Genomic DNA, 25,513 nt, shown 5'->3' on the forward strand with positions numbered 1-25,513 from the left:
AAAGGGAGTATTTGAATGTCTGAAGTGCCTAAACCACATCAACCGTTAGTCACCCACATCTATACTGCAGATCCATCAGCACACGTTTTTGAGGATCGGATCTATATCTATCCATCTCATGATCTGGATCATGACGGTCCGGTGAATGACAACGGAGACCAATACAAAATGGAGGATTATCACGTATTGTCCATGGCCGATCTGAATTCACCGGTCGTGGATCATGGTGAAGTGCTGCACGTTAAGGATGTCCCGTGGGCATCCAGTCAGATGTGGGCGCCAGATGCTGCATACAAAAACGGAAAATATTATCTGTTTTTCCCCGCACGCGATCATGATGGCATCTTCCGGATAGGCGTAGCAACAAGCTCTTCTCCCCAAGGTCCATTCCAACCGGAGGAGCAGTACATCCCTGGCAGCTTCAGCATCGACCCTGCCGTATTCATTGATGAGGACGATGAAGCCTACATGCTCTTTGGCGGGCTGTGGGGCGGTCAGTTGGAGAAGTGGCAGACGGGAAGCTACGTGGAGGATGCCGAAGGTCCTGCTCCGGATGCGCCTGCCCTTGGCCCACGAATCGCCAAGCTCAGCGAGGATATGCTTTCGATGTCTTCGGAGGCCATGGAGATTATGATCGTGGATCAGGAAGGCAAGCCGCTTACCGCCAGCAACGAAGAATGCAGATATTTTGAAGGACCATGGATGCACAAGTATAATGGCAAATATTATTTGTCTTACTCCACGGGAACAACGCACAAGCTGGTGTATGCTACAGGGGACAATCCTATGGGACCATTCACGTTCCAGGGCACCATATTACCGCCTGTTTTGGGATGGACAACACATCATTCCATTGTTAAATGTGAGGATAAATGGTATTTATTTTATCATGATTGCTCCCTGTCCGGCGGTGTTGACTACAAGCGCTGCGTAAAATTTGCCGAGTTGACGTACAATCCGGACGGCACCATTCGTATGATTGATCCATACCCAGAGAAGTAACAAGTCGGGTTGGATGGTCTGAATGCGGCCTCTACGATCAAACCGTTACCATGAAGGTGCCCTTGAATCATTGTTGTCTTGGGGCACCGGTTCGGTTTTTTAGACCACCTTACGTCTTTCATGGTAATTTTGTAAGCGTTTTAAAAAACGTATTGTCATCTCATAATAACCTTCTTGCCATGATGACTATGGCATGGAAGGTTATTATGCTACATTGTGGCATTTACTTGAAGCGAACATCACGTAGGAAAAAGATGTTTAATTGATCTGTCGTATCATCACTAAAACATGTAAAATGGGATTGACTGAGGAGTCAGCTTATAAAGGTGCTTTTGACTTAACAATACCCAAAACCAAGTGAGGTGTACTAGAGGTATGTATCCCAATCCAATTATATGGGCTGATTACCCGGATCTTGATGTCATCCGTGTAGAAGATACGTATTACATGGTCAGTACAACAATGCATATGATGCCCGGGTGCGTCATCCTGCGTTCGTATGATCTGATTCATTGGGAAGTGGCAACCTACGTATATGACCGGCTGGATGACACCCCCGCCCAAAGACTGGAAGATGGCAAGCAAATCTATAGCAAAGGAATGTGGGCAGCTTCACTTCGGTATCATCAAGGAACGTTTTATGTGGTCTTTGTAGCCAATGATACGCGAAAGACGTATCTGTACACATCTTCCTCCATCACGGGGCCATGGGAGAAACGGTTCGTTGAGGGCTTTTATCATGATTGCTCCCTGTTCTTTGACGATGACGACCGAGTATATCTGGTACATGGTAATGCCGAGATTCATCTGATCGAGTTAAAGGCTGATCTGTCAGGACCTAAACCGGGAGGAACACAGCGTTTAATCGTGAAAGAGAGAGAACCTTACCATCTTGGCTACGAAGGTGCCCATTTCTATAAGATTGATGGAAAGTATTATGTGTTCCTGATTCACATTTCCAAAGAGGCGGGGCGAAGAACCCAGGCTTACTACATGGCGGATACGCTGGACGGTGAATTTGTCGGTGGGGAATGTTTTAACGACGATATGGGCTATTTCAATTCAGGTGTTGCTCAAGGAGGGATCGTCAATACCCCGGATGGTAAATGGTATGCCATGCTGTTTCAGGATCATGGTGCCGTGGGCCGTATTCCGGTACTTGTTCCCATGCATTTTGAAGACGGTATTCCCGTTTTTGCAAGCAAAGCACCTAGAAAAATAGATATTCCTAGCACAAGGCCAGATTATCGTTATAGCCCGCTGGTAGGCAGTGACGATTTCGGGTATCACATCGAGGATGACGGAAGGGTAAGCCTCCGTGATTTTTGGCAATGGAACCATACGCCACATGATGAGCTGTGGTCCGTAACCGAGAAGCCTGGCGTATACCGAATCCGGACCGGCCAGCTCAGCCCAAACCTTACTTTTGCTGTGAATACACTGACCCAGCGTGCGATGGGGCCCGCTTGTACGGTAAACGTCACACTTGACGGCAGCGGATTGAACGATGGTGATTATGCAGGAATAGGTTTTCTAATAGGCACTTACGGTCTGATTGCACTAACAAGGGATGAGGGACAGTTCTATCTTGTCATGCAGGCACGGGAAAGTCAGGATTCCAGCATATTCGGCAATTTGGTTGATCAGGAGCCTGCGACGGAGCATGCGCGAATTCGCGTAGCGGGACCAGTTGTTACACTCCAAGCGTCAGGCCAGTTCGAGAACAATCAGGATGAGTGTTCTTTTGCCAATCTCGATGGCACAGAGTGGAAGCCACTTGGCATTCCCCACAAGATGTTCTATAAACTGGATCATTTCATGGGCTGCCGGATTGCCTTGTTCCTGTATTCAACCCAGATCATTGGAGGAACGGCCGATTTTTCCGATTTTCAATACCGGATCCTCTAAGCAACTAAATACACGATGGTACGGCTAAAGTCGCCTGATGGCGGCTTTTTGTACGCATATAGGCCAAGCTGGTTATATAATGATCGGATTCGGGATGATCCCAAATAAATAGTATCGTTCATTCCAACAGAACTGGGGGCAAGTCGCTGTGCCTAATCAATGGAAGTACAGAACAAGATGGGCTTTAATTCTGCTCCTTGTGGTGTGCATGCCTGCAGGCTTTACAAAAGGGTTTTTGGAGCAACCACAGCCCGTCCCTGCTGGGCAGCAGGGACAACCTCTTGAAGAGGAAGGAAGATATGTTCCACCGATAAAAGTCACTTTTGTCAGGGAAACCGGAGAGGACCTGCAGCGAATGATCGACCAATTACCGGGTGAGAGTTTGGTGGATAATCGCTGGACTCGCTTATACGAAGAAGAGTTGGGCATTCAGATTCACTATGACTGGATTGCAACGGGTGACGTTTATAGTCAGAAGCTGGGGGTGTCCCTCGCGGCAGGTCGTTTTCCGGACGTAGTCAAAGTTAATCCTTATCAGCTCAGGCAGTTAAGCAACGCCGGATTGATTGAAGATCTGACAGACGTGTACAAGTCGCAAGCCTCTCCGCTTACCAAAAAAATATTGGAGGCTGAGGGTAGAGGTGCGTTCGACGCTGCCACAATTGAAGGAAGACTGATGGCCATCCCGGAATCGTCTTCTTCCATAGAAACCGCGCAGTATCTGTGGATCAGAAGTGATTGGCTGGAAGATATGGACCTGCAGCCGCCCAAAACGATGGAGGACGTCCTGCAGATATCAAAAGCGTTCACAGAAGGAGATCCTGACGGAAACGGTAAACAGGACACCTATGGACTTGCCATGACTAGTTATCTGTGGGATCCCGTCATGGGTGTATCCGGATTCATGGCCGGTTACGGAGCCTACCCGAACATATGGGTTAAGGACAAGGGTGGAAATCTGGCCTACGGTGGCATACAACCGGAGGTGAGAAAAGCGCTGGAAATGCTACAGAAGCTATACCTTGAAGGTCAGCTTGATCCCGAATTTGCCTACAAAAACGGAAGCAAGGAGTACCGACTGATTCAGGACGGTAAAATCGGCATGCTGTATGGTGAACAGTGGACCCCCTTCATGCTTCAGACTACGCGCGATACTGACACCGATGCGGAGTGGCAAGCTTATCCTCTTGTGGCGGAGTCAGGACGAGGCATAAGGGTCCCGCTCCGCTCCAATACAGGACAATACTTCGCGGTAAGGAAAGGATTTGCGTATCCTGAGGTCATCGTAAAGCTCATGAATCTGCATCTGGATAAAAACTGGGGTGAGCAGGCCGAGTATGAAACCTACTACAATGATGATTCACGCGCTGTGTGGATGCTTTCGCCGGTAACACCCTTTCCAGGGACGAAAAACATGGATGCCTACAGAGCTATTCGTGATGCCAGTAACAGCGGGGATTTCTCAAGCCTGGAGAACGAAGCACTTGCGATCCATAAACGAATGGCTGCTTATGAATCCGAAGGTTTAAAGAGTGGCTGGGGATGGAAACAAACTTATGGACCCTCGGGGGCCTTCAGTATTGCCGACGGTTATGACCGAAACGGACAGCTTCTATATGATGAATTCACCGGCGGAATTACCGAAACCATGGTTGATCGGCAAATCATTCTTCGAGACCTCCAGCTTGAAGTCTACATGAATATTATTCTTGGTTCGCCTATCGAAGAATTCGATCAGTTCGTGGACGATTGGTATAAGCTGGGTGGAGAAGAAATTACATCGGAGGTGAATGTGTGGTTCAGAACCAATGCTGCAAGGGATCATTCAACGTTCGCCTCCTCGGATTAGCCCAAAATCCTATTTCAGCCTGTTGGACAGGAGGTGAAAGGATTGTTCAGAATTCCTGCCCAGTCGTGGCTTAACAGCATATTTGCAAGATTAATCATGACCTATTTGGTTTTTGTGACTCCTCTGATCCTTCTTGGAGTTTATCTATATCACTGGAGTTACGATACGGCAAGCCAGGAAATATCCCTGTCGACGGATCGGCGTCTGAACCAATTTGCTATGGAGCTGAACAGGGAGATTGAATGGATGGAACTGCAGCAGTTCGATATCGCTGAAGACCGGAAACTGAACCGGCTTGCCATCCTCTGGAACATGATGGATCAAGTGGAGAGACGTGAAACGTTGAATTATTTATCTGAACGATTGGCCGCTTTCAAGAACAGCAGTGCTTACATCAAGAACGTTTACGTACATATTCCTTCAGTCAACAAGAGCATATCAGCCGTGCAGGGCATTGATGACTTCGATCAGGGTTCCTTTAGCTACTTTAGCTCAAATCATGTAGGGAAAGGCGTTCGCTTTACTGTAAAAGAAGACAACCTTAATCTTAGCGCCGTGCGACTATCAGGCAAGAGAGAAGAGGCCCCACTGTTTGTTGTCCAAGTGGAACTGGATAACGCTGAAGTTCAGAATGAATTGTCACAGCTCAATCTTTATCCCGAGAGTGCAACATTGCTGATTGAAGACCAAACAGGGCATGCCATCTCAGATCAGCAGCAGCGTGATGTCATTCTGTCAAGTCACCGTAAATATAGCCTTGCAAATCTGCATGAAAGCTTTCAGGTGAATGTGGAGGGGACCTTATATCATGTGAACCAGCTTCATATGAATACTCTGGGCTTGTCCGTAGCCACCTATTTGCCGGAGGAAATCGTAACCAAACCTCTCAGCAGATTTGTTCAATGGGCCTGGATTTTTGCCATCACTTCATTCATCGCCATTACAGCGTATCTGTATTCCAGCTACAAGCTGATCCACATGCCGCTGCTGCTGCTTGTCAAAAGGTTCAAGAAAATGGAGGGAGGCGTGCTGGACATTCCAATCAACCATCATCGAAAAGACGAATTCGGTTTTTTGTACAGCCGTTTCAATCTGATGATCGAAAATCTCCGGCAGCTGATTGACCGTGATTTCAAAATGACGATGATGATGCAGCGGGCAGAATTAAGACAGCTTCAATCCCAGATTAATCCGCATTTTCTGTACAATAGCTTCTTTATTTTAAGTTCTCTCGCCAGAACAGGAGACACGGATCGCATTGAACAATTTACGAACATGCTTGGCGAGTATTTCCGCTTTATCACCCGAAATGGGACAGATCATGTTCACTTGAAGGAGGAAGTGGAGCATTCGAGAATCTATACGGAAATTCAGCAGCTGCGATTCTCCAGACGCATTAAGGTGGACTTCGGGCAGGTACCCTTGGAGATGGAACAGATTCAGGTGCCCAGGCTGATTATTCAGCCGATTATTGAGAATGCTTACGAGCACAGTCTTGAGAAAAATACAGATATGGGTCTCTTGCGCGTACATTTCTATATGAAGGAATCCTATATCGAATTTGTCGTGGAAGACAACGGAAACGAGCTGCGCATGGAAGATATTGAGCTCCTCCAAGAGCGGCTACTGAATGAAACAAGTACAGATGAAATGACCGGATTAATGAATATACACCGACGCCTTAGACTGACCTATGGGGAAAAAAGCGGTCTTTTTCTCTCCAGGAGTGAGCTGCAGGGGTTAAGAGTCGCTGTTCGGATTCAGGCGGAAGGAAGGGGAGACGAATAACGAATGTATAGACTTTTGATCGTGGACGATGAGGAGATTATCACGGATAGTCTGTATGAGACGTTTGCCAGATATATGCCTGACAACCTTGATGTGTGCAAAGCCTACTCTGCTGCGGAGGCGTTATCTTGGATGCGGCGCTCAAGGATAGACATTGTCCTGACAGATATCCGCATGCCGGGAACAAGCGGCCTGGAGCTGACCGAGGAGATTAAGGCCCGATGGCCGCAATGCCGCGTTATTTTCTTGACAGGACACAGTGATTTTGATTATGCCTACAAGGCTTTTCAAATGGGCAACGTAAGGTATTTACTCAAAACAGAGGGCTATGACAAAGTGATGACCGTCGTTGAACAGGTGATCGAAGAGATTCGGCAAAGTCATACCATGAATGAAGTGCTGGAACAGTCTAGTGAGATTACTTCCAGATTAGCCGCGCTGCAGCAGGAGGACTATGTGCGTAAGCTTCTTCAGCAATGTAAGCCGGCCGGTTCAGCAGATGAGATCCAAGCTGAACTGACCCGAAGAAACATTGAATTGCAATCCGATTCTCCGGTGTTCCTGGTGCTTGGTCGATTCAACACGATGCCTGGAAACCCGGCTGATCTCGAACATGTTCAGGCATCCATTCGAGTGATCGGCTCTTCGCTTATCCGTGAACATGCGACATCTGCCAGCGTCACCGATCATTATGGCGATGCGGTCTGGCTGATTCAACCGAATAGAGAGAAAGTCAGCCCGGACGATGATTTTGTCACCTATGTCGAAGGTACATTGGAACTTGTACAAGAAGCTTGTCAGTCTTCCTTAGGTGTATCCATTGCATTCGCATTAAGCGGGCAGGGCTGTCAATGGTCCCAAATTCCAAGACAATACGAACGTTTGCGTCTCCTGCAATGGATGAAGATCGGGGACGGGGTATCCATGGTGTTAACAGATAAAACCGAAGAACCTGCAGTGGGGGCTTCCAAGGATTACTTCCGCATTTCAAGCCGGATCGAATTAATGATCGGTTATTTGGAAGCCGGCAGGTTCCAGTCTTTTTATGACGTCTTTGAAGAGCTGATCAACGAATTACTGCAGCAGGACATGACTATGGAGCGAGCGATGGAGACGTACTATCACTTGGCACTGATGCTGTACACCACATTCAATCGTTGGGGGCTTCCGCATGAGATCCCTGATCAGCGAAGCCTTCTTCATCTCGGAGATTATCGAAGTATAAGGGAGGCCGTACACAACCTGTATCAGGCAGCTGATAAGTTGGTTCAATTCAAACAGGCCAATGAAGCGGAACGGGCTAATTTGGTGACCCAAACGATATGCACGTACATCAAAAATAATCTTGAGAAGGATTTATCCTTGGTCCGACTGGCTGAATTGAATCATTTCAACCCATCCTATCTCTCCCGGTTTTTCAAGCAGGAAACAGGGATCAACTTGTCTGAGTTTATTGACGATTGCCGCATTCGAAGAGCCAAGGAGCTGTTGGCCCATACGGATCTTATGGTGCGGGAAATCGCGCTGCATGTCGGATATGAAGCAGCTCATTCGTTTACGCGTCTGTTCAAGAAGCTGACAGGTATGACGCCGCAGGAATACCGCGAATCCTTGCTGGTTCGATAGGGGAATCCAAGGAAACAGAAATGATTGGCTGAGACATGTTACAAGAGTCAATTATGCTTCCGTACATTTACGATAGGTTAACTGTCTTCATCAGATGTCAAAAGGATCCGGATATGATAAAAACGCAGGAGCAGTTGCTCCTGCGTTTTTTGGTTTGACTGGAAGAGTTCCAAATAGCAAAAAGATTCATTCATACCTATGCCGTATGAGTTTTCTGTCTTCGATAGGCATTGGGACTTGAACCGGTATACGATTTGAACTTTTTGTAAAACCAATCAATATCCTTATAACCGACCTCTACAGCTATTTCGTATATTCGCAAACTGGTTGAGGATAGAAGCTGCTTGGCTTTCTCCATACGCTGCTGAAGCAAGTAATCCGTGAAAGACATATTTTCCTCCAGCTTGAACTTCTGTCCCAGGTATGCGCAATTGAAATGCAGCATATCGGAAATTTTCCTTAACGTGATTTCATCCCCCAGATGATCCCGGATATAGGCTTTGACAAGGCGGATGACATGACTGGAGTTCATTGCTTTTCCGTAGATTGGAATAGGGGATTTACTAGGTATACTTTGTTTTACTGGTTCAGAGCTCAGCCTGTTCTGCATTCCAAGTAAACTGTTCAGCAGATCAGAAGGACGGACTGGACCAGACAAATAGTCATTTACCTGATAAGCCAGTGCTTTCCGCACAAGTCGGTAGTGATCTCTTCCACCCAGTAGAAGGATTGGAATATCACTTGTTTTCCGTATGTGGTGACATAACCACAGCCCAGCTGTATCACACTGCTCCGTAAATACAACAACAATGGCAAATTGCCGTTCAGATAAAGCAGTCAGGGCTGCAGGAGCAGAATGGACACATTCACCGATCACATACTGCGATTTGTTATGGTTCAGCAGATGCTGAAGTTCTCTGCACCAACGGCGACTGTAATCGACAAGCAGCATATTGTACAAGAAGCATGACCTCACCTTCCTGAATTTCGTTCGGGCGGTTCATCTCTGGATAAAGGCATAATTTTATTATGGGAATAAAAGAAAGCGCATACAATGTGCAACTTTTTGCAGACAGTGCATTTCTTTACCAATTCACAATAAAAAGAGGACGTATCTCTTCAAAAGCCCGCCTTTCTATAATTTGACAGGGTAAATATCTAAGTTTCATCAGGTTGTTTGCGCTTTCATCCGAGAGATACACTGTGGGAGCAAACGACAATCAGGGGGGAAAACGATGAGAAAAAACAAGTTTATGCTGCTGAGCCTGGTATTCGCGGTCATGCTGTTAATTGCTGCATGCAGTTCTACGCCAACCGCACAACCTGAACCGGAGAAACCGGCACCTCAGGAGGAACAAAAACCTGCCGAAACTGAGCCCGAGAATGAAAACTCCACGCCGGAGATGGATTTTGATATGGGCGGCCGGACCATCAAAGTGGTTGCTTGGTGGGATATGGAGATTCAGGACAATAACCCGGACAATATTCAGCGCCTCGAAAATCTAGAAGCACTGAAGAAAAAACACAACTTTAACATCGAATATGTTTCCATCGACTTTGGTGAGTATCAGGAGAAAGTGGTGGCTTCCCTGATGGCAGGTGAACCGCTTGGTGACTTTGTAAGGCTCGGTAAGGACTACGCCATCCCCGCATTGACCAAACAGGATCTGTTGTGGCCAGTGGATGACTATATCAAAAACGACAAGGTATTCAACCAGAAAACGACCAAGGAATATATGCAGTACGAAGGCAAGGGCTACGGGTTTACCGAAGATCAATCTTCGTTTATTAATGGCATTTTCTACAACCGGACCCTTATGCAGGAACTGGGCTTGAAGCCATTGCAGGAATATGTGGATGCCGATGAATGGAACTGGGATACATTCCTCAGCGTCGCAAAAGAAGCAAACAAGGATCGAAACAATGATGGCAAGCTGGATACGTGGGGACTTGCTCAGACAGGCCTTCTTGAACCCATTTTGTATTCCAACGAAGCTTCTCTGACCAAAGAAGATAAGCAGAACCTGGAAGATCCGAAGACCAAAGAAGCGCTGAACTTCCTGTCCAAACTGGCAACTGAGAAAGTCGGCAGAGCTTCAGAAGGCGGCGACTGGACAGAACCATCCACCTTCTTCCGTCAAGGTAATACGCTGATGTACGCAGGGGCAATGTACGAGGTGGAAGGCATTATGACGGATATGAAGGATTATGATATCGGCTTTGTACCTTTTCCCAAAGGACCAAGTGCTTCGGCATATCACTCCGGTGAATCACGCTACCAAGCAATTACAATTCCTAAAGCGGTGGAGAACCCGGAACAACTGATGTACATCTGGGAGAAAATTAACGAGATCGATTCGATCTACGAGTATCCCGGCCAATCCACGCTGGAGACACATCTGACGGATGAGGCGGACATCAATAACGCTAGAGAGGTTGCAGAGGGCATGCTTGTACTCGACCACAATACATTCCCTTCCTTGCCATTCTGGGACTTTGATGCAGAGCTTAAAGAGGGCGTATCCGTATCTACGCTGATTGAGAAATACAAGGCTCCCTTCCAGGCAGCGATTGATGAGGTATATAAATAAGCACCTACACTATACACCGGCAGAACGCATCAGTATTAGTGTGGTCTGTCCGGGTTAGTTAGTCAACCGTTTTATGGTCGCTACGCTTACAGGAAAGGGGATACATTCGAACATGCGGTCACGTAAGAAAATGGGGCTGATTCTGGTGCTTGTCCTGGCCTTAGTGTTCTCGATCTGGACGATCTATCCATCGCGTGATCAAAGCACGGGAATGGTACATGCGCTCGAAGATTTTGAAGCGGTCTCGAACACGGACGATGAAAGCAGCTATGAACATTATCTGAGTATGCATGCCAGCAGCGCCAAGCCGGATAACGTCATACGAATTGAAGGCGAATCTTATGTTCGGGCGGACGGCGGAGCGTTCGAAGTTGTACAGGGATATGAGGGATTGGATGGCAAAGCCGTCATTACGCCTGAAACCGGAAGCATCCGCTGGGATGTGCCCGTACAAGCGAGTGGTCTGTACCATGTCCGCATCCATTATTATCCTGTTGAAGGCAAGAGTTCAGGGATTGAACGCAGGCTGGAGCTAAACGGGCAGGTTCCATTCAGGGGTGCTGACGTCCTGCTGTTCGACAGGGTGTGGGGCAATCGGGAAGAAGACATCAGGCGGGATGACCGCGGCAACGATCTCAGGCCAAGACAGGTGGAACAGCCCGAGTGGCAGCTCGCTTCCTTCAGGGATAGCGCAGGTTACTTCGAGGAGCCGTTCCAATTTTATTTTGAAAAGGGTACACAGGATTTAACGCTCACCTCGTTAAGAGAGAGCATGGCCATTGATTATATCGAACTGTATCAGGAAGAGGACGTCCCTTCCTATGCGGATTTGCAGGCAAGTTATGAGACACGTGGCTTGAAACCGGCTGAGCCCGTCATGCTGAAGGTTCAGGCAGAGCAGGCAGCGAGCAAGTCCTCGCCGACACTGTCACCCATCTCGGATCGATCCAGTCCTTCACTTGAGCCATATCACGTTTCGAAGATTCGGATTAACGCCATTGGAGGAATAAACTGGAAACTACCGGGTGAATGGATTGAGTGGGAAATTGACGTGCCGGAAGACGGGTTATATCAGATCGCGCTGAAGGTGAAGCAGGACCAACTGCGCGGCATTTATGCCACCCGCAGTCTCACCATTGACGGCAAGGTACCGTTTAAGGAAATGAAACGCATTCGTTTTAATTACAGTCCTTCCTGGCAAACGCAAGTCCTCGGAGCCGGAGAAGAACAGCCCTATCAGTTCCATCTTGAAAAAGGGAAACACCGCATTCGGATGACAGTCACACTGGGTGATATTGCCCCGCTGCTCCGTACGTTGGAGTCCAGCGTGCTGGAACTGAACGAGATGTACCGCAAAATATTAATGATCACTTCGAACCAACCCGATCCGCTGCGGGACTATCAGCTCGAACGGCGTATTCCGGAGATGACCGAGGTGTTTCAACGACAGGCGGATACACTTAGCTCGGTTGCAGCCTATCTGGAGCAGGCCACGGGTGAGCAGAGCGATAAAGTTGCGATTCTGAATGCAATGGTCGTTCAGCTTAAGGATATGGTGGCCAGACCAGAGACAGTAACGAAACGATTGGATACATTCAAGATTAACGTGGGCGGACTTGGCACCTGGATTCTGACCGTGAGAGAGCAGCCCATTACGATGGATTACCTTGTCGTATCCCAGCCAGGTGGGTCACTGCCGGATGCAAATTCTTCGGCCATCCAGCAAGTAAAGCATGAACTGGGAGCCTATGTGGCTTCCTATACGGAAGATTACGACAGTATCGGCAACGTGGAGCAAAAGAAAGACGCGATTACCGTCTGGATTACAACTGGACGGGACCAAGCCCAGGTGCTTAAGGGTCTGATCGATGATTCGTTTACCCCGGATACCGATGTCTCGGTACAATTGCGTCTTGTTCCGCCCAACATTCTGCTGCCTGCAACGCTTTCGGGGGAAGGACCGGACGTGGCCATGCAGATGGGTGAGGACATACCCGTGAACTATGCGATGAGAAATGCGGCAGCGGATCTGAGCAAGTTCCCGGACTTCGAAGAAGTTTCCGGACGGTTCCGTGAAAGCGGACTGACGCCTTACCGTTACAATGACGGGGTCTACGCGCTGCCGGAGCAGCAGCACTTCCCGATGCTTTTTTACCGTAAAGATATCCTGAATGAGCTGGGCCTTGAACCGCCGAAGACATGGCAGGACGTCTATAACGCCATCGCGGTGCTGCAAAAACACAACATGGAGTTCTATCTGCCCATCGAGGATACGCTGAACAATGCAAACCTAGTACCGAACTCCACTTTTGCCATGCTGTTGTATCAGAATGATGGCACATTCTATACGGAAGATCAGAAGAAGAGTGCACTGGATTCGGAGATTTCAATGGATGCTTTTAAACGCTGGACCCAGTTCTATACCAATTACAAATTTCCGCTCAAGGCAGACTTTCCAAACCGGTTCCGTACTGGGGAAATGCCGATTGGCATCGCTGATTATACCACGTACAACATGCTGACGGTCATGGCACCGGAAATTCGCAACCTCTGGGATTTTACCATTGTTCCGGGTACTGAGCTTCCGGACGGTTCTATACGGCATGAGGTAGCCAGTGCGACCAGCGCCGTGATGATGCTCGAAAGTGCAGGCAACAAGGAAGCTGCATGGAAGTTCATGAAATGGTGGACCGATGAGCAGACCCAGATCGAATACGGAAGAGAAATGGAAGGCCTGATGGGAGCGGCTGCCCGCTATCCCACGGCCAATATTAAGGCACTGCAGCAGCTGCCTTGGCCCGTGAAGGATTATCAAAATCTGGAGAAACAATGGAAATGGGTACAAGGTATCCCGCAGCTTCCGGGAGGTTATTTCACAGGCAGGCATCTGGACAATGCATTCCGTAAAGTGGTCAACGCCAACGAAAACCCGCGTGAGGCCCTGTCGGACTATGTCCTGTATATCGATGATGAAATCGAGTTAAAGCGCAAGGAATTTAATCTGAAGTAGAAGGAAGGGAGGGTAACGGTTGCAAGCCAAAACAGCCAAGACAGCAGCCGCTCCTGCCATCCATACGCGTCCAGCGGGCAGGTGGTCCCTTTTGAAAAGGGATCTGTATCTCAGCAGACACTATTACGTATTGATGGCACCGTTTATGTTGATCTTTTTCATGTTCACTGTCATTCCGGTCGGCATTTCGCTTGGGCTCAGCTTTTTCCATTTCAATATGCTGGAGCTGCCGCGTTTTATCGGCTGGCAAAACTATTCACGCTTGTTCCTGGGGGACGATGTCTTTTTAATTGCTCTGAAAAATACGCTGCTGTTTGCCGTCATCACCGGCCCAGTCAGTTATATTGCCTGCTTTTTGTTTGCGTGGATCATCAATGAACTGTCGCCCAAAATCCGGGCGGTTATGACGCTGATATTCTACGCTCCGTCCATATCCGGTAACGTGTTTTTCATCTGGCTGATCATCTTCTCCGGTGACAGCTACGGGTACATGAATGGCTTCCTGATGCGTCTGGGCGTCACCCTGGAACCCATCCAATGGCTCGTAGATGAGAGATACGTGCTGGCCATCGTCATTATCGTTCAACTATGGCTCAGTCTTGGAACCAGCTTCCTGGCTTTTATCGCAGGTTTGCAGACGATTGACCGCTCGCTGGTGGAAGCCGGTACAGTGGATGGGATCAAAAATCGCTGGCAGGAGCTCTGGTATATTACCCTGCCATCGATGAGACCCCAACTCATGTTTGGCGCAGTCATGCAGATTACGGCTTCATTTGCTGTAGCCGAAATTTCGATTGCCCTGGCCGGTTTCCCAAGTGTTAACTATGCAGCGCATACGGTCGTTACCCACTTGATGGACTTCGGCACCATTCGCTTCGAGATGGGCTATGCCTCGGCCATTGCAACGGTGCTGTTTGCACTGATGCTTGGTACGAACGTCTTGACGCAAAAAATGCTGAGAAAGATAGGTGAATGACAATGACCAGCAAAGTACGTGCCGTGTTCGGCATGCCCAAAAGACTGAATCGGTCATTTACCGTCAGCCTGATGCTGTTTGCCCTGCTGGCCGTGTTTGGATCATTTATGGTGTTGCCTCTCATTTATGCTGTTAACAACGCATTTAAGCCACTGGATGAATTGTTTATTTTTCCACCGCGCTTCTGGGTGAACAATCCGACAACGGAGAATTTCGCGGATCTGATCAATCTAATGGGCAATTCGTGGGTACCGTTATCCCGCTATATTGCCAATACATTGCTCATTACGATCCTGGGGACGGCAGGACATATCCTTCTGGCCTCAGCGGCAGCTTATCCACTGGCGAAATATCGTTTTCCCGGCTCCAAAGTGTTGTTCACGATTGTCATTCTGTCCCTCATGTTTTCGCCGCATGTCACTGCGATCCCGAACTACATGGTTATGTCCTGGCTCGGCTGGATTAACAGTCATGCTTCGATTATCGTGCCATCCCTAGCGTTCTCCTTGGGACTGTTTCTGATGAAACAATTCATGGAACAGATCCCGGATGCACTGCTCGAGGCAGCGAAGATTGATGGCGCGAATGAATACCGGATTTTCTGGAGTATTGTGATGCCTAATGTGAAGCCGGCTTGGCTTACTCTGATGATATTGCAGTTTCCCGCCCTCTGGGGTACAGACGGTGGAAGTTTTATTTACAGTGAAAATCTTAAAACATTGCACTACGCGCTCAGCCAGATTGTTCAGGGAGGAATAGCGAGAGCGGGGGTTGGTGCAGCGGTTGCACTGCTGCTTATGATCGTACCGATTACCCTGTTCATCATCTCCCAGAGCAGCGTCATGCAGACGATGGCTACTTCGGGCATGAAAGAGTAGAAAGGAGGCAGCGAGGTGCGGAAAAGCACATGGAACAAGCAGGGCTGGATCATCATGGGCATGGTCTGCCTCCTGTGGTTCAGCCAGCAGGCAGCACCCGTGAGTGCAGATGGCAAGCAGGATGCTTACCAATATTCCTACTGGGGCGATTCCGTTCCGGCTCCTGCAGCATACGAGGCCACGTCCATCATTACGGGAAAAAAAGTAAACGCTGGTGCATTCAAAGAACCCAGTGACATGCATGTCACAGCAGATCAGCGGGTGTTCGTACTGGATTCCGGCAATGGTCGCATTGTGGAAATGGATCGTAATTTGAAGCTGGTCCGGACGATTGATTCCTTTGAACGTGATGGAAAGGAGGAGCAATTCAATAATCCGCAAGGGCTGTATGTGAGTGATAAAGGGGATCTTCTCATTGCGGATACCGACAATCAACGGGTCGTCCATCTGAATGAACAAGGCCAATTGGTCAAGGTTGTGGCTGAGCCGAAATCGGATCTGTTACAGGCGGATTTTCAATTCAAACCCGTTCGGGTTGTCATGGATAAAGGAGACCGTATTTACGTCATGGCAGCGGGTGTATTTGACGGATTCATGGAGTTCAGTGCCGACGGTACATTTTCCTCCTTTATCGGAGCGAATAGGGTTCAAGTTGACCCGGTAGAGTATTTATGGAAACGGTTTGCCACGCGTGAGCAGCGCAGTCAGATGGTCATGTTCACGCCGACGGAATTCACCAACCTGGATATGGATGAAGAGGGATTCATCTATGCCACGAGCGGTGACCGCGGCAAGGATCCAATCAAGAAGCTGAATGCCCAGGGGACCGATATTTTGCGCAGACAAGGATATCATTACCCACAAGGTGATCTGATGTACACGAATGAAGCTGGGCCATCGCGCCTGATTGATGTAGACGTGGGAGACAGTGACATGTATTCGGTGCTTGACTCCAACAGAGGGAGAATATTCACCTATAACGGTGATGGATACCTGCTCCATATTTTTGGGGGGATAGGCAATCGGTTGGGACAGTTTAACACACCAGTTGCACTGGAACGTGCAGGAGACCGAATGCTTGTGCTGGATAAGGCGCTCGGTGAGATTACGGTATTCGAGATAACGGAATACGGGCGCACGCTGCACGAAGCGGTGCGCAGTTATTACAACGGAGATGAAGATCAATCCTCGGTGCTGTTCGCCAAGGCCGCCGAGATGAATGCGAACCTGGAGTATGCCTATGCGGGTATTGGCAAGTCGCTGCTTCGCCAGAAGGATTACGCCGAATCTGCGCAATATTTCAAACGGAGCATGGAGCGGCAGGGTTACTCCAAAGCTTTTCTTTTGTTCCGCAAGGAGCTGATGCGTGAGCATTTTTCGTGGATGATGTCCGGTCTATTCCTTGCTGTTGCTGCGTTTGTTACCGTCGTCATCGTTCGCAGGCAGAAAAGGAGGACAACAAATGCAAGCGCCAAGTAAGCAGCTTTACCAGTATCCGCTTCACCTCATCTTTCACCCGTTCGATGGGTACTGGGAACTGAAATATGAACGTAATCAACGAACGACATTGCTGATTGCCTGTATGATTATGCTGCTGCTGATGGTTACCAAGATTTTGCATGCCCAGTACAGCGGTTTTCTCATTAATTTTAACAATCCCAAGTATCTGAACAGCCTGCTTGAAGTGTTGTATGTCATGATCCCGGTACTGTTCTGGTGTGTGGCCAACTGGTCGCTAACGACCCTGATGGACGGAGAAGGCAAGTTTTCGGAGATTTTCATGTCGACGTGTTTTGCACTGGTGCCGCTGCTCCTGATTCATTTCCCGTGGATTTGGCTGAGTCTCGTCATTTCCGCGCAGGAGACAGCCTTTTATTATTTCTCCAATGCACTTGCTGTTGCTTGGACGGTGTATCTGTTATTTGTGGGTAACATGACCGTTCATCAGTACACACCGGCTAAGACGGTGCTTACGATGCTGCTTACCCTTGTAGCCATGGCTTTTATGGCTTTTCTGTGCTTGCTTTTCTTCAGTCTGGTGCAGCAGATCGTATCGTTTGTCGTAACCATCTATCAAGAAATCGTGCTTCGGGGCTAAGGAAGGAGGACATCCAGTGAAATATGCTGTAGCAAAAAAAATAACCGGAATGCTGCTGATTGGCAGTATGCTTCTAAGTGGTTGCCAGGTCTCGCTATCACCGCAAGCTCGTGAGGCAGCAGCAGCTGTAGATCAGGCCGATCTTCCCTCCCTGCCTCCCGGAGAACAACTGAAATCTTCTTTCAGCGATCCTCGACTGCAAGACATGATTGGTATTGCCAGGAATGAAGCCTTGCAGCTGTTTATCGATGAAAAGACGGCAGAGATTGCTGTCCTGGACAGAGAGAGCGGACAGATCTGGCGCAGCAATCCGGCAGATCGAGAGCAGGACGGGATTGCGGCCGGCATTAACAAAGATCTTCTGTCATCCCAAGCCAGACTTAGCTTTTTTAACAACCAGGGTCAGAGCAGTACGGTGAACTCTTATACGGATAGCATCGGTCATAAGCAGGTTAGCTATGAGGCTATGCCAAGCGGGGTCCGGGTTCACTATCAGTTCGGGAGCACGGAGCGCTCCATTGAAGATTTACCGGTCAAAATCAGCAAGGAACGATTTGAGCAAAAGCTGTTAGCACAGCTCGACAAGGCAGGAGAACGCGCCTTGAAGATCGGGTATACCGAAGACAAAGAAGAAGGTGTTTATGTTCGAATCGACAAGGCTCTGCAGGGACTTCAGCTGTCTCGTGCTCTCAAGGCATTTGACACGGCCGGTTATACGGAAGAAGACCTGGCACAGGACCATGCCGAGCACGGGATCGATCAGGAGCGAAGTGGACCGAGGCTCTTCATGATGACGCTGGAATACGAACTGGATGGTGAGAATCTGCTGGTGCGTGTTCCTGCATCCGGCATTCATTTTCCGGAAGAATATCCGATCAACACCATATCCGTACTGGAATATTTCGGAGCCGGAGGGATGAATGAAGAGGGCTCAATATTTGTACCGGACGGCTCGGGAGCACTAATCCATTTTAACAATGGCAAGCTCCAGTATCCCGGTTATCAACAAGATGTTTACGGCCCGGATTTGACGATGAAGTTGAGAGAAGCCGGCTCGGCGGAAGCCAAAGCCAGGTTGCCGGTCTTTGGACTGATTCGCAAAGAGGGAGCTTTCCTTGGCATTATCGAGGAGGGGGACGCTGTGGCAGTGGTGAATGCGGATATCAGCGGCAAGCTGAACAGCTATAACAACGTATATCCAAGCTTCTATGTCATGAATAAGAGCGATGTAACGCTTCAGGCAAGTGACATGGTGCGAACACTTCCCAAATTCCAGAAAAAACCGACAGCGTCAGACTTTGTTGTCCGTTACGCCTTTGTCGGCGGGGAGAAGGCTTCCTATTCAGGGTTGGCGGAACTCTATCGGAATTATCTGCTGCAAACTGGAGGACTTCCCGAGCAGCAAGCGGGTAAAGAACAGGCGGGCATTCCATTTTATCTGAAATTGTTCGGCGGGATGACAACCCGGCAGCATATGCTGGGTATCCCTTATGATTCGACTGAGGCGCTTACGACTTTTGAGGAAGCCAAGCAGATTCTGTCCACGCTCACGGAGAAAAATGTATCCAACATTCAGGTTCGCTACGCCGGATGGTTCAATGATGGATTGCACCACCGACTGCCGGATTCCATTTTGGTGGATGGAGCCATTGGTGGCAAGAAGGGCATGCGCGAATTTAGTGATTACGCACGGGAAGCGGGTATCGGATTTTATCCGGATATAGCTCTGCTGAATGTACAGTCGAAGAAAGGGTTCAAACCAAATAAAGAGGCTTCACGAACGTTAACCCAGGAACCGGCTGTTGTGTATCCGATGAATCAAGCCTTACAGCGCCGTGACCGGGAAAGGTCACCATCCTATGTACTTTCGCCCAACAAGCTGGATCAGGTTACAACAGATATGCTGGATGAGATGAAGTCTATTTCAAAAGCAGAGCAAGCGCAATCACTGAGCCTGCAGGATCTGGCTGAACAGCTGAACAGCGACATGAATCCCAAGAAGCAGCTGGATCGAACGGAAGCGTTGGGCGTAGTCAACAAAGCCCTAGAACAGATCAAACAGCAGGCAGGCTCCGTTGTGGCCGAAGGTGGAAATGGCTACGCGCTGCCTTATGTTACCGGACTAACGGATGCTCCAATGAACAGCAGTCAGTTCAAACTGGAGGATGAGGAGGTTCCATTCTTTCAATTGGTGGTTCATGGAAATATTAGTTATACGGGATCTCCCTACAATCTCTCGACGTATACGAACCCAAGACAATATGTGCTGAAGCTGATTGAATATGGGGCAAGTCCGTACTTTGCCTGGTTTAATGCGCCTAATCATGTAGTCAAACAGACCGATTATGACGATCTGTACGCGGCAAATTACGAGCAGTGGGTAGACCTGGCTGCCGAGATGTACAACGAGGTCAATCAGACCAATCTTCCATTTGCCGGGCGATCCATGAAATCGCATGAAGCATTGGCGGAAGGTGTGTACCGAACAACCTATGATGGCGGTGGCTTCGTGATCGTGAATTATAATGATTTTCCTGTAGAGGTTGAGGGCCAATCCGTGGAAGCCCAAGGTTATGTGACGGGTGGTGAGCAGCTCTGAAGACACTCCTGAAATGGAAATCGGGAAGTCGTACGTATGCTCAGCAGAAAGCCATGTGGGGCGTCATCTACGTGCTTCCATGGCTGGTCGGATTTGTATTATTTTTCTTCATCCCGCTGCTCGCGTCACTGCGTTACAGCATGAGCACGATTCAGGCCAATGCGGAAGGCATTGCCATTCAATTCACCGGGGTTGCCAACTATATTCAGGCGCTCACCGTCAATACCAGTTTTAACCGAGCGTTGATCGAGTCGATTACCGATGTGCTTGTCAATGTGCCTCTTATTGTCATATTTAGCCTGTTTCTCGCCGTCATCTTGAACCAGAAGTTCAGAGGCCGGGCTGTGGCACGTTCCATATTCTTCTTGCCCGTTATTTTGGCATCCGGTGTCATCATGTCACTGGAAAGCACCAGCTTGATTGATGCTGTTAATCAGAATAGTACTGGAGGAAGCGCACTAGGTACATTTGAGCTCGAAAATCTGATGTTGGATGCCGGGGTGAGCGAATGGATCGTGACGTATCTGAGCAGTGCCGTTGATCGAATCTATCAGATTGTCAGCCAGTCGGGGGTGCAAATTTTGATCTTTTTGGCTGGCATTCAGACCATTTCTCCTCAGCTCTATGAGGCATCCAAAATGGAAGGTGCTACCGGGTACGAAGCATTCTGGAAGATTACATTCCCGATGGTCAGTCCGCTGATCTTTGTCAATGCGATCTACACGATTATCGACTCGTTTGCCAATAACGCCATGACTGAACTGATCCGGGATACCGGATTCGTGAAATTTGACTTTGGCCTCAGCTCGGCGATGGCATGGGTGTATTTTCTAGCGATTGCCATCATTCTCGTGATTGTATCCATTATGTTCTCGAAACGAGTCTTCTATCAAGATTAGAAAGGAGGACGTTCAGCGTGACGACTTCTCGATTATTATCGCTGGAACACTGGAAAGGCTGGCTCTGGTCAGTGATTCGGTTCGTACTGATTACTGGACTTTCCTTTGTTATCCTCTTTCCGATATTTCAGAAAATCTCTACGTCCATAAAAGATAAGGGTGACCTGTATTCCGCAGTGGTGGTATGGATCCCCCAGAATTTCTCGATCGATAACTTTCAGCAGGCTATCCGGGTTATGGATTACTGGGCGACTCTGTTCAATACCTTCGCTCTGTCAGCGACAACAACACTGTTAACGACAGCGTCCTGTGCCCTGGCAGGATACGGTTTCGCCCGGTTGAAGTTCAAGGGGAGCAATTTGCTGTTCGCAGGTGTCATTCTCACGATTCTCGTTCCGCCCACGACGATTTTGATTCCGGTGTATCTCAACCTGAAAAGCTTCGACCTGATGGGCTTGATGACACTGATTACCGGCAAATCGGTGAACCTGCTGAATACCTACTGGCCGTTCATTCTGACCGCCATTACCGCCAATTCGCTTAAAGCCGGATTGTATATTTTCATCTTTCGTCAGTTCTTCCGCGGCATTCCGAAGGAAGTGGAAGAGGCGGCATATGTGGACGGTGCAGGCATTGGGCGGACCTTTGCCCGAATTATGCTGCCGAATGCAATTCCATCCATGGTGACCGTGATGCTGTTTTCCTTTGTATGGCAGTGGAATGATAGCTTCTACACGACCACGTATCTGACTTCAAGTAAGGTCATGTCGACCCAACTGTCTTCGCTTCCGTATAATCTGGCCCAACAAGTAAGTGATGGAGCCTCTAAGGCGGATCCTTTTTATCTAAGCATGATTCAGGATACGGGAATATTGCTCGCCATTCTGCCTTTGATTGTTATCTATCTCTTCGTGCAGCGTTATTTCGTGGAAAGTGTAGAACGTACAGGAATCGTTGGCTAAAACGTTAGGCTTAACCGTGAAGAAAGATCCGAGACAGATCGATACGATCTGAAGAGAGGAGGAGGAGTCTTGCCCCTGAACGTGTGGAACGGGTTGCGGAAGCGTGCGCCAACCGATGCTTAGTCTACTTTTAGGCTTTGCTGCGATTCATCGGATATTGCATTGAGGATAAGCAATCGATCATGACAGGAGGATATAAAGTGAAAAAGATGTGGATGTCTTGTAAACTTTTACTCGTTTTGGCTTTACTGATTACGATTGCTCCATGGGGAGGAAGCCGCGCAGAGGCGTGGGTTGGCATGCCTATGGGCAAACTTCACGTAAGTGGCAAGAATCTGGTGAACAGCAACAATCAGCCTGTGCTTCTGAACGGTTGGCATCAACCTTCAGGTGCCTACTGGACGTATCAGAACAGCAATTATTATCTTAATCTGCACGGCAACAATCGTCATGCGGCTACACTGGCCTACCTGAAAGACATTACCGATACATTTGCGGACACAAGTCCGAAATACGGCAGCAATCATGGATGGAACATGAATCAGGTACGTCTGTTCATTGATCGTGAGGACATGGGTGATGTGGCGGCGGGTACATACAATTTTGCCGGTGTGCAGACCGTTACGCAGAACGTCATTATCCCATACATTCAATATGCCAAAACCAAAGGTGTGTATGTCGTCCTGGGACTCGACTTTACGTTGAAGGATGACCAGGCAACCACCGCTTCCAACCTGCAGAAATTCAATCAAATCTGGGGATATCTTGCATCTCGTCCCGAGATTAAAAGTGCCGATAACGTTCACTTTGAGCTCATTAACGAGCCAGTGAAATCGTATGCGAATGGACATTGGGGCGGATACAACGGGGAAAATGATTTTGTGGATCACTGGAATGACTTGCGCAATTTCCAGAACTCCATCATCTCCACGATTCGTAACCAGGGTGCCGATAACGTAATCTGGGCTGCAGGTCTGGGGTATAACCAGTTCTACAGTCTGACGGCAAGCCATCCATTGACGGATCCCCTGAACAACTACGGATATGCCGTTCACTGGTATCCGGGTTACGGCGCGTACGATAACTTCTCCATTTTGCAAGATCAGTGGAATACCAATGTGAAAGCAGCAGCAGACAAGTATCCGATCAATATCACGGAAGTAACCTGGTTTAAGAACAAACCTGGTGATTCGGCCTATTGGAACCTGTTTAATGGCAGCAACGAAGGTTTCGGTACCAATACCAAAACCATCTTCAACGCGGCTGGAAACGTTAGTATTGCGGCTCACATGAACGGCTTCATTCTTGAGCCAGGGCAGCGCAGTTCTTTTGCCGATCCAACGGCTGGACTGAAATGGGATGGCGATGCTTCACGAAGTGCCATGGGACGATTCCTGTTCAACTGGTACCATGAACGTGCTCAATCGTATCCAGGTAGTGGAAATGGTGGTGGACCCACAACCGGGCTTGTGTCAGGTGCAACCTACAAAATTGTGGCCAGACATTCTAATAAGGTCATTGACGTTCCTGGGGGACAAAATCAAAACAATCTACAGCTTCAGCAGTGGAGCGATCTGGGCGGCAATCCTCAGAAGTGGGTTCTGACCTCCATCGGCGGTGGCAGTTATACACTAACCAGCGTGAACTCACCGGACAAAGTGATTGATATTCGCAACGGTACCCTCACGAACGGTGAAGCGGTTCAGCTCATGAGCAATCTGAACACGACCGCACAGCATTTCAAAGTCAACGATCTGGGGAATGGATATTGGAGTATTATTAACGTGAACAGCAACAAAGCGATTGAAGTAGAAAACGCTTCCACATCCGATGGTGCCAAGTTGCAGCAGAATACGTACACGGGTGCAACGAATCAACAATGGAAATTTATCGCGGTTAGCAATTAACATTATTGCACAAGAGGACCTTCATGGCTGTTATCGCCGGAAAGGTCCTCTTTACGTGAGATTTCAGTCTGCGCGATGCGCTGTGATGCGTAGGAACTCCATTTGTACGATGACTCATTGTAGAGGGATTAATATATCCGATATCTGCCGCTTAAAGCCAGCAAGCTGAAAAAATACAGACAGTTATCATAATAGCGGCGCTCACCCTGCCGCAGGGGGGTGTTCCAAAAGAGGCGTACGAAATGTTCGACATGTGGACCATCTGCAGCCAGTGAGGCCATCGCGTTGGTAGCGAGCAGACCGATCGGATGCAAGGAAGGTTCATCGAACGGTTCACCTTCAATGGTATATCTGCGATATTCGGCGACATCCATGCTGCTGAAGAAGGACTGAATTCGATTGGATTGCTCCACCTGCCAGGGATCCTTGTCGAACCATTCCCAGTCCAGAGCAATATTCGCGGCAACCCGGTAAGCATCGCTGTAAAAGTGTCTAAAATCACCATGCGGCTGAACAGGAGCGGGTGATCCGTCATAGTTCGCATATTCAGGCGAAAGTCCGGTTACAGGATGACAGGCGGTATGCAGATAAGCTCGACTTGCCGCCGCTGCTTCTCTCCAGAAGGCTTGATCGTCTTCATCCGCATATAATGCAAACAACTCATAGAAATGGGGGAGATGGTAGGATGGATCACTGAATGGAGATTCCGGTACGAATTTGATCAATTTGGTTTCCGGGTCCCACATGGGATCTCCCTCGCCATTTTCACCTTGATGAATGCATGCGCGGAGGATTCTTCTGGCTTGTTCCTTATAGTTAAAAGGCGCATCTCCATCACCCCAGCGGTTAGAAGCAAAGAAGAGAGCCATCGCGAAAAATTCCTCACCATCAGGTGCAGGACCTTGAGATAAGCGGGTTCCATCAGGTTGGCAGTGCCAGGCAAAATAATCCTTGTATCGACCTTCAGCATGCTGCATGAACGTATGGGAAAAATTCCAGAGCCGATCGAATTCTTCTTTTTTGTCCATCTGAACAGCCATCATCATGCCATAAGACATGCCTTCGGAGCGAACATCGTTATTACCGGTGTCGAGTAAATAGCCTTTGTCCTCACCCATCGGGTAATAGATTCGCGTATCCTCTTCTCCATAAAACAGCTCGTTCCATGACTCCTCCAGCCGTGCGTTTATTTCCTGTTCATCATAACCAAATTTGTGGAAGAGATTGTTGTATGTATTTGTATCATAGGCGCCTTGACCGGTGATATTCATGGGTTTTCCTCCTCTTATTGCAAACGTTAAATCCATTATATCACGGTAAATGTGTATAAATTAAAGCGTTTACATTGGAAATCTTAGTTCTTTCCTTTTTCCGATTATCATGACCAAAATGAAATGATATGATTGCTGCAAGTCCTATA

Annotated in this window: 17 protein-coding genes; 15 read left to right on the forward strand and 2 right to left on the reverse strand. The window is 48.4% G+C overall.

From position 1 onward, the window contains the following. Positions 1-15: 15 nt before the first annotated feature. The 5 genes from ABGV42_RS03545 (at position 16) to ABGV42_RS03565 (ending at position 8,173) form a co-directional block, all read left to right on the forward strand. Entirely contained in the window at positions 16-1,002 is a 987-nt protein-coding gene (locus ABGV42_RS03545; RefSeq protein ID WP_347380404.1) for a glycoside hydrolase family 43 protein, read from the forward strand. A gap of 375 nt (positions 1,003-1,377) precedes the next feature. After that, positions 1,378-2,910: a glycoside hydrolase family 43 protein gene (locus tag ABGV42_RS03550; RefSeq protein WP_347380405.1), complete on the forward strand. Its 1,533-nt coding sequence runs from the start codon at positions 1,378-1,380 to the stop codon at positions 2,908-2,910. Between the two features lie 148 nt (positions 2,911-3,058). Beyond that, a complete protein-coding gene (locus tag ABGV42_RS03555; protein WP_347380406.1) occupies positions 3,059-4,759 on the forward strand; it encodes an extracellular solute-binding protein in 1,701 nt (566 codons plus the stop codon). A 33-nt stretch (positions 4,760-4,792) separates the two neighbouring features. Beyond that, positions 4,793-6,547 (forward strand): sensor histidine kinase, encoded by a 1,755-nt coding sequence (locus ABGV42_RS03560; protein ID WP_431523597.1) that lies wholly within the window; start codon positions 4,793-4,795, stop codon positions 6,545-6,547. Between the two features lie 3 nt (positions 6,548-6,550). Continuing rightward, positions 6,551-8,173 carry a response regulator gene (locus tag ABGV42_RS03565; RefSeq protein ID WP_347380408.1) on the forward strand — a complete coding sequence of 541 codons (1,623 nt, stop codon included), beginning with the start codon at positions 6,551-6,553 and terminating at the stop codon, positions 8,171-8,173. A gap of 196 nt (positions 8,174-8,369) precedes the next feature. Here the strand turns inward: ABGV42_RS03565 and ABGV42_RS03570 are convergent, their stop codons facing one another. Next, positions 8,370-9,125 carry a helix-turn-helix transcriptional regulator gene (locus tag ABGV42_RS03570; protein ID WP_347383132.1) on the reverse strand — a complete coding sequence of 252 codons (756 nt, stop codon included), beginning with the start codon at positions 9,123-9,125 and terminating at the stop codon, positions 8,370-8,372. A 283-nt stretch (positions 9,126-9,408) separates the two neighbouring features. Between ABGV42_RS03570 and ABGV42_RS03575 the strand changes: the two genes are divergently transcribed. The 10 genes from ABGV42_RS03575 (at position 9,409) to ABGV42_RS03620 (ending at position 24,093) form a co-directional block, all read left to right on the forward strand. Next, on the forward strand, positions 9,409-10,764 hold the full coding sequence (locus tag ABGV42_RS03575) for an extracellular solute-binding protein (RefSeq protein WP_347380409.1): 1,356 nt from the start codon (positions 9,409-9,411) through the stop codon (positions 10,762-10,764). 112 nt (positions 10,765-10,876) lie between these two features. Beyond that, positions 10,877-13,774: an extracellular solute-binding protein gene (locus ABGV42_RS03580; protein WP_347380410.1), complete on the forward strand. Its 2,898-nt coding sequence runs from the start codon at positions 10,877-10,879 to the stop codon at positions 13,772-13,774. A 58-nt stretch (positions 13,775-13,832) separates the two neighbouring features. Further along, positions 13,833-14,750, forward strand: coding sequence for a carbohydrate ABC transporter permease (locus tag ABGV42_RS03585; RefSeq protein ID WP_431523634.1), 918 nt, complete (start codon positions 13,833-13,835; stop codon positions 14,748-14,750). Positions 14,751-14,752: 2 nt separating this feature from the next. Further along, a complete protein-coding gene (locus tag ABGV42_RS03590; RefSeq protein WP_076288847.1) occupies positions 14,753-15,628 on the forward strand; it encodes a carbohydrate ABC transporter permease in 876 nt (291 codons plus the stop codon). 15 nt (positions 15,629-15,643) lie between these two features. Continuing rightward, on the forward strand, positions 15,644-17,107 hold the full coding sequence (locus tag ABGV42_RS03595; RefSeq protein ID WP_431523598.1) for a hypothetical protein: 1,464 nt from the start codon (positions 15,644-15,646) through the stop codon (positions 17,105-17,107). After that, entirely contained in the window at positions 17,091-17,726 is a 636-nt protein-coding gene (locus tag ABGV42_RS03600) for a Yip1 family protein (RefSeq protein ID WP_347380412.1), read from the forward strand. Before ABGV42_RS03595 ends, ABGV42_RS03600 begins: the two co-directional genes overlap by 17 nt. Before the next feature lie 16 nt (positions 17,727-17,742). Then, on the forward strand, positions 17,743-20,325 hold the full coding sequence (locus tag ABGV42_RS03605) for a DUF5696 domain-containing protein (RefSeq protein WP_347380413.1): 2,583 nt from the start codon (positions 17,743-17,745) through the stop codon (positions 20,323-20,325). A 53-nt stretch (positions 20,326-20,378) separates the two neighbouring features. Then, a complete protein-coding gene (locus tag ABGV42_RS03610) occupies positions 20,379-21,224 on the forward strand; it encodes a carbohydrate ABC transporter permease (RefSeq protein ID WP_347380414.1) in 846 nt (281 codons plus the stop codon). Positions 21,225-21,241: 17 nt separating this feature from the next. Continuing rightward, positions 21,242-22,186 carry a carbohydrate ABC transporter permease gene (locus ABGV42_RS03615; RefSeq protein ID WP_347380415.1) on the forward strand — a complete coding sequence of 315 codons (945 nt, stop codon included), beginning with the start codon at positions 21,242-21,244 and terminating at the stop codon, positions 22,184-22,186. Positions 22,187-22,395: 209 nt separating this feature from the next. After that, positions 22,396-24,093, forward strand: a complete 1,698-nt coding sequence (locus tag ABGV42_RS03620) for an RICIN domain-containing protein (RefSeq protein WP_239299211.1) — start codon at positions 22,396-22,398, stop codon at positions 24,091-24,093. Positions 24,094-24,221: 128 nt separating this feature from the next. Here ABGV42_RS03620 and ABGV42_RS03625 read toward each other — a convergent pair whose 3' ends face one another. Continuing rightward, positions 24,222-25,364, reverse strand: a complete 1,143-nt coding sequence (locus ABGV42_RS03625; protein WP_347380416.1) for a glycosyl hydrolase family 8 — start codon at positions 25,362-25,364, stop codon at positions 24,222-24,224. Between the last annotated feature and the right edge of the window lie 149 nt (positions 25,365-25,513).

This window comes from Paenibacillus pabuli (assembly GCF_039831995.1).
GTDB lineage: Bacteria > Bacillota > Bacilli > Paenibacillales > Paenibacillaceae > Paenibacillus > Paenibacillus pabuli_C.

Bases quoted from the DNA above. Each gene is read 5' to 3' on its own strand.
- ABGV42_RS03610 (WP_347380414.1), top strand. From the start codon at position 20,379: ATGTGGGGCGTCATCTACGTGCTTCCATGGCTGGTCGGATTTGTATTA.
- ABGV42_RS03575 (WP_347380409.1), top strand. From the start codon at position 9,409: ATGAGAAAAAACAAGTTTATGCTGCTGAGCCTGGTATTCGCGGTCATG.
- ABGV42_RS03620 (WP_239299211.1), top strand. From the start codon at position 22,396: ATGTGGATGTCTTGTAAACTTTTACTCGTTTTGGCTTTACTGATTACG.
- ABGV42_RS03550 (WP_347380405.1), top strand. From the start codon at position 1,378: ATGTATCCCAATCCAATTATATGGGCTGATTACCCGGATCTTGATGTC.
- ABGV42_RS03580 (WP_347380410.1), top strand. From the start codon at position 10,877: ATGCGGTCACGTAAGAAAATGGGGCTGATTCTGGTGCTTGTCCTGGCC.
- ABGV42_RS03545 (WP_347380404.1), top strand. From the start codon at position 16: ATGTCTGAAGTGCCTAAACCACATCAACCGTTAGTCACCCACATCTAT.
- ABGV42_RS03625 (WP_347380416.1), bottom strand. From the start codon at position 25,364: ATGAATATCACCGGTCAAGGCGCCTATGATACAAATACATACAACAAT.
- ABGV42_RS03565 (WP_347380408.1), top strand. From the start codon at position 6,551: ATGTATAGACTTTTGATCGTGGACGATGAGGAGATTATCACGGATAGT.
- ABGV42_RS03590 (WP_076288847.1), top strand. From the start codon at position 14,753: ATGACCAGCAAAGTACGTGCCGTGTTCGGCATGCCCAAAAGACTGAAT.
- ABGV42_RS03600 (WP_347380412.1), top strand. From the start codon at position 17,091: ATGCAAGCGCCAAGTAAGCAGCTTTACCAGTATCCGCTTCACCTCATC.
- ABGV42_RS03570 (WP_347383132.1), bottom strand. From the start codon at position 9,125: ATGCTGCTTGTCGATTACAGTCGCCGTTGGTGCAGAGAACTTCAGCAT.